General features: G+C 68.3%; 5 protein-coding genes. All 5 read right to left on the minus strand.

Going from position 1 to position 4,225, the window contains the following annotated elements; genetic code table 11:
- Positions 1-79: 79 nt before the first annotated feature.
- A complete protein-coding gene (locus ACFU99_RS35175; protein WP_076971064.1) occupies positions 80-415 on the minus strand; it encodes an RNA polymerase-binding protein RbpA in 336 nt (111 codons plus the stop codon).
- 156 nt (positions 416-571) lie between these two features.
- Complete coding sequence (gene secG / locus ACFU99_RS35180) at positions 572-808, minus strand: preprotein translocase subunit SecG (protein WP_384400125.1); 237 nt, start codon at positions 806-808, stop codon at positions 572-574.
- Between the two features lie 180 nt (positions 809-988).
- Entirely contained in the window at positions 989-1,765 is a 777-nt protein-coding gene (tpiA, locus tag ACFU99_RS35185; RefSeq protein ID WP_384400128.1) for a triose-phosphate isomerase, read from the minus strand.
- 6 nt (positions 1,766-1,771) lie between these two features.
- The gene (locus ACFU99_RS35190; protein ID WP_384400131.1) at positions 1,772-2,983 is read right to left on the minus strand and encodes a phosphoglycerate kinase; all 1,212 of its coding nucleotides are present in this window, start codon (positions 2,981-2,983) and stop codon (positions 1,772-1,774) included.
- 102 nt (positions 2,984-3,085) lie between these two features.
- Positions 3,086-4,090, minus strand: coding sequence for a type I glyceraldehyde-3-phosphate dehydrogenase (gene gap, locus ACFU99_RS35195; RefSeq protein WP_384400134.1), 1,005 nt, complete (start codon positions 4,088-4,090; stop codon positions 3,086-3,088).
- Positions 4,091-4,225: the final 135 nt, after the last annotated feature.

Consider the following 4,225-nt stretch of genomic DNA (forward strand, 5'->3'; position numbering starts at 1 on the left):
CCCCTCAAAGGGTGCGCGGCCGGGCCGTGTTGGTCAGGAGTCGTGCTTCCTGCCGCCGCTGCCGTCCGGTCGGACTCGCTCAGATCTCGCCGCGGAGCTTGGCGAGCGCCTCGGCGAGGATCGCCTCGCCGTCCGCGTCGCTGCGCCGCTCGCGTACGTACGCGAGATGCGTCTTGTACGGCTCGGTACGCGGCGGGTCCGGCGGGTTGTCCCGGTCCTTGCCTGCGGGGAAGCCACAGCGCGGGCAGTCCCAAGTGTCGGGAATCTGCGCGTCGCTGGCGAAGCTCGGCTGCGTCTCGTGCCCGTTCGAGCACCAGAAGGAGATGCGGAGGCGCGGCGCGGACTCGCCTCGCTCGGCCTCCCCCATCGGCCCCGCTCCGACCCGACTTCCTCGGATCGCGTTGCCACTTGCCACGGTCGTAACTCCCTGCGTGATGGTGCCGCGAAGCGTCAATGAGCAGCTCCGCTGCGGGCGCCCCAGTCTACGTAAGGCCCAACGCGCGTCCAGTGGCCGGAGTTACCGCCCGCCCTCGACGCAAGGCCCATGATAGGCCGCGCATGCGACGGTACGTCAGCTGTCGAGCTTCATCAGCAGGCCGAGCACGATGATGCAGATGAACCACAGCACGCCGACGGCGATGGTGATCCGGTCGAGGTTGCGCTCGGCGACCGAGGACCCTCCGACGGAGGACTGCATACCGCCGCCGAACATGTCGGAGAGGCCGCCGCCCTTCCCCTTGTGCATGAGCACCAACATCATCATCAGCAGGCTGAAGACGATGAGGGCGATCGAGAACCCCAAGACCACGGCTGGACCAACTCTCTCGGACTGAACACTTCGGACGGAAAACTGTTGTAGCTGCTGTACTGCTGGCGTACACCGGGAACGGCGCAGGGCCGGGGCGGCGTGAATACACCGGTCCCGGCCCCGACAGGGTACGACGGGCGGGGCCCATCGTCATAGCAGCCGTAGCCGCCGCCGCTGCTGCTACTGGTCGCGGAACCTGACGATCTTGACGAACTCGTCCACGTCCAGCGCCGCGCCGCCCACCAGGGCGCCGTCGACGTCCGGCTGCGCCATGATCGCCGCGACGTTGCCGGACTTCACGGAGCCGCCGTACTGGATGCGGACCTTGTCGGCCAGCTCCTGGCTGTAGAGCTCGGCGAGCCGTCCGCGGATGGCGGCGCAGACCTCCTGCGCGTCCTCGGGGGTGGCGACCTCGCCGGTGCCGATCGCCCAGACCGGCTCGTACGCGATCACGATCGTCTCGGCCTGGTCGGCGGGGATGTCCGCGAGGGCGCCGTCGAGCTGCGCGAGGGTGTGCGACACCTGGTTGCCGGCCTTGCGGACCTCCAGGCCCTCGCCGACGCAGAGGATCGGGGTGAGGCCGTTGTCGTAGGCGGCCTTGACCTTGGCGTTGCAGATCTCTTCGTTCTCGCCGTGGTACTGGCGTCGCTCGGAGTGCCCGATGGCGACGTACGTGCACTTCAGCTTGGCGAGCATGGCGCCGGAGATCTCACCGGTGTACGCCCCGGAGGCGTGCGCCGACAGGTCCTGGGCGCCGTACTTGATCTTGAGCTTGTCGCCGTCGACCAGCGTCTGCACCGACCGGAGGTCGGTGAACGGCGTCAGCACGGCGACCTCGACGGACTCGTAGTCCTTGTCGGCGAGGGCGAAGGCGAGCTTCTGGACGTGCGCGATGGCCTCAAGGTGGTTGAGGTGCATCTTCCAGTTGCCCGCCATCAGCGGGGTGCGGTCACTCACGGTGATTCAGTCCTCCAGTGCGGCGAGGCCGGGGAGCGTCTTGCCTTCGAGGTATTCGAGGCTGGCGCCACCGCCGGTCGAGATATGGCCGAAGGCGTTCTCGTCGAAGCCCAGCAGACGCACGGCCGCGGCCGAGTCGCCGCCGCCGATGACGGTGAACGCCGGGCTGTCGAGAAGCGCCTGGGCGACGGCTTTGGTGCCCTCGGCGTAGTCGGGGTGCTCGAAGACGCCCATCGGACCGTTCCAGAAGACGGTGGCCGCGTCGGCGAGCTTCGAGGCGTACAGCTTGCGGGTCTCGGGACCGATGTCCAGACCCTCCTGGTCGGCCGGGATGGCGTCCGCGGCGACCGTCGTGGGGTGGGCCGGGGCCTTGGTCTTCAGGTCCGGGAACTCCCCGGCGACCAGGACGTCGGTGGGGAGCACGAACTCCACGCCGCGCTCCTCGGCGCGCCGGAGGTAGCCCTGGACGGTGGGGATCTGGTCCTCCTGGAGCAGCGAGATGCCGACCTCGTAGCCCTGGGCCTTGAGGAAGGTATACGCCATGCCGCCGCCGATCAGGATGCGGTCGGCCTTCTCCAGCAGGTGGTCGATGACCCCGAGCTTGTCGGAGACCTTCGCGCCGCCCAGGACGACGGCGTAGGGCCGCTTCGCCTCGGCGGTGAGCTTCTTCAGGACGCCGACCTCGGTGGCGATGAGGTAGCCGGCGGCGTGCGGCAGCCGGGCCGGGAGGTCGAAGACGGAGGCGTGCTTGCGGTGCACCGCGCCGAAGCCGTCGCCGACGTACAGGTCCGCCAGCTCCGCGAGCCGGTCGGCGAACGCGCCGCGCTCGGCGTCGTCCTTGCTCGTCTCGCCCGCGTTGAAACGGAGGTTCTCCAGCAGCGTGACCTCGCCGTTCGCCAGGGCGGCTACGGTGGCCTTCGCGCTGTCGCCGACCGTGTCGGTGGCGAACGAGACGTTCTTGCCGAGCAGTTCGCCCAGGCGCGCCGCGGCCGGCGCGAGGGAGAACCGCGGGTCCGGGGCGCCCTTGGGGCGGCCCAGGTGTGAGGCGACGATCACCTTGGCGCCCGCCTCGGCGAGCGCGCTGACCGTCGGGACGACGGCGCGGATGCGCCCGTCGTCGGTGATGGCGGTGCCGTCCAGCGGCACGTTGAGGTCGGCGCGGACGAAGATCCGCTTTCCTTCGACCCCACCCTGGATGAGTTCGTCGATCGTCTTCATGGTGACTCCGTCGTAGTCAGTCATGAGACAGGGCCCGCACGACGCGTCATCGCGTCGCGCGAGCCCTGTCCTTCACATCTCGGTGCCCGGGTCAGGCAACGCTCAGAGCTGGCCGCCGACGTACGTGGTCAGGTCCACCAGACGGTTGGAGTAGCCCCACTCGTTGTCGTACCAGCCGATGACCTTGACGCTCTTGCCCTGGACCATGGTCAGGGAGGAGTCGAAGGTGCAGGAGGCCGGCCAGTTGACGATGTCCGAGGAGACGATCGGGTCCTCGGTGTACTCCAGGATGCCCTTGAGCTGGCCCTCGGCGGCCTTCTGGAACGCGGCGTTGACCTCGTCCTTGGAGACCTCCTGCTCCAGCTCGATGACCAGGTCGGTGACCGAGCCGGTGGGGACGGGGACGCGCATCGCGATGCCGTCCAGCTTGCCGGCGAGCTCCGGGATCACCAGGGCGGTCGCCTTGGCGGCGCCGGTGGTGGTCGGGATGATGTTCTCGGCGGCGGCGCGGGCGCGGCGCAGGTCCGAGTGCGGGAAGTCCAGGATGCGCTGGTCGTTCGTGTACGCGTGGACCGTGGTCATCATGCCCTTGACGATGCCGAAGTTCTCCAGGAGAACCTTGGCCATCGGCGCCACGCAGTTGGTGGTGCAGGAGGCGTTGGAGATGACGTGGTGGTTGGCCGCGTCGTACTTGTCCTGGTTGACGCCCATCACGATCGTGATGTCCTCGTCCTTGGCGGGCGCGGAGATCAGGACCTTCTTGGCGCCGGCGGCGAGGTGCTTGGAGGCGTCGGCCTTCTTGGTGAAGATGCCGGTCGACTCGATCACGATGTCGGCGCCGAGCTCGCCCCAGGGGAGCTGCGCCGGGTCGCGCTCGGCCATCGTCTTGAAGGTCTGGTCGCCGACCGTGATGGTGTCGTCGGTGTGGCTGACCTCGTGCTTCAGGCGACCCAGGATGGTGTCGTACTTCAGCAGGTGAACCAGGGTGGCGTTGTCGGTCAGGTCGTTGACACCGACGATCTGGATGTCCGCACCCTGCTCCAGCAGTGCGCGGAAGTAGTTACGACCGATACGGCCAAAGCCGTTGATGCCTACGCGGATCGTCACGAACCGATCTCCTCGTTGGTTTGCCGGTCTGGACGCCGGCGAGCTGTATGGGATGTCCCCGACCGACTCCGACCCTACCTCTCCACGGGCCGGTGAGTGACATCGAGAGCGCCCCTACGCGCCACCGGATACGAC

This window comes from Streptomyces sp. NPDC057654 (genome assembly GCF_042800135.1).
Taxonomy (GTDB): domain Bacteria; phylum Actinomycetota; class Actinomycetes; order Streptomycetales; family Streptomycetaceae; genus Streptomyces.

Coding starts and splice junctions, on each gene's coding strand:
- ACFU99_RS35190 (WP_384400131.1), bottom strand. CDS start 2,983: ATGAAGACGATCGACGAACTCATCCAGGGTGGGGTCGAAGGAAAGCGG.